This window comes from Streptomyces sp. NPDC059142, assembly GCF_042755665.1.
Taxonomy (GTDB): domain Bacteria; phylum Actinomycetota; class Actinomycetes; order Streptomycetales; family Streptomycetaceae; genus Streptomyces.
In genome coordinates, this window is sequence record NZ_JBHZDA010000107.1 from 1 (window position 1) to 1,382 (window position 1,382).

At 64.5% G+C, this 1,382-nt stretch carries 1 protein-coding gene; it reads right to left on the bottom strand.

Translation table 11 applies throughout. The features are described 5' to 3' along the window. Nucleotides 1–233 precede the first annotated feature (233 nt). Nucleotides 234–1,382 (bottom strand): tetratricopeptide repeat protein (locus ACFXPK_RS28145; RefSeq protein ID WP_385079824.1); only part of this gene is annotated, 1,149 nt, incomplete at its 5' end.

The window sequence follows — 1,382 nt, forward strand, 5'->3', positions numbered from 1 at the left end:
GCCAAGGAAAAGGCGAGAGGCCCCGGAGTGATCCGGGGCCTCTCGCTCTGCTGTGCACTCGGCAGGATTCGAACCTGCAACCTTCTGATCCGTAGGATTGGGCACCAAGCCATAAAGGGTGCCGATGGCCTCAAACTGCAATCGCTCAGGTTAGCGATCATGCGCCTCAGTGTGCCGTTGTTGCCGTCAGAGCTGTCGTCAACTCCGAACAGTGGCGTCGTCGCAACGCCTCATTACCAGCTCACGCTGGGGGTACCGTCTGGGTCCAGCCCGTTGGGCCACCGCGCATCGAGGTCAAGGCGGAAGAACCAAGCGTTACCAGCGTCTGCTGCCTCTCGGTAGAGGGCTTCGACGTCTTCTAGGTCTCCTTGCATTTCCCGCCGCCATATAAGGACGCGCAGAGCCTCAATATTGCCGGTGTCCGCGGCCTCACGGTACAGAGCCGCAGCTTCGCTGTGATTGCCTCCTTTCTCTCGCAGTGCCGCAAGATCCATCAAGGCGTCGCTGTCGCCAGCTTCTGCAGCCTCGCGGTACAGGTACGCGGCGCCACTCTGGTCTCCGGTCTGCTCCCGCCATCGCGCCAGTGCGCGCAGACCATCAGGTGTGCCGATGATTTCAGCAGCCTGCCGAGCGAGGACCTCTGCACCCGCCCGGTCTCCGGCCTCGTCTCGCCACCGCGCAAGTTCACGCAGGGCGTATGGGTGGCCGGCGTCGGCAGCCTGACGGAAGAGGACCTCAGCGCCCGCACTGTCCCCGGCCCTCGCCCTTACCACCGCCAAGTCACGCAAGGCTTGAGGGCGGCCGGCTTCGGCAGCCTGCCGCGCAAGCGCTTCTGCGCTCTGTCGGTCCCCGGCTCGTTCCCGTAGTACGACCAGGGCCCACAGAGCATCCATGTCCCCGGCGTCAACAGCCTGCTGGAAGAGAACCTCGGCGCCCGCCATATCTCCAGCCTTTACCTGCAACACCGCCAGGCTGTACGGGGACACGGGATATCCCTCTTCGACGGCCTGCCGAGCGACCGCCCTAGCTCTGTCCGGAGAGCCGACTTCCTTTAGCCGCGCCACATGGACTCCTGACACAGCTACCTGACTGTCGTCGGTGCCATGCTGCGAGATGGTCTCAGCGTTCGCCGCTTCCCCAGCCTCCTCCCGCCGCTCCACCAATAAGCGTGGCGCGTCCACGTACCCAGCGTCGGCAAGTTGCAGCACAAGAGCGTCTGCACTCGCCGTTTTCCCAGCCCTCTCCCGCTGCTCCACCAACAACCACAGGGTCCCAGGATGGCCAGCGTCAGCGAGCTGTCGCGCGAGGGCTTCTGCGCTTTTCCGGTCGCCTGCCTTGTCCCGGTGCTCCACCAACAATCGCAGGGCCTTAGGGTATCCAGC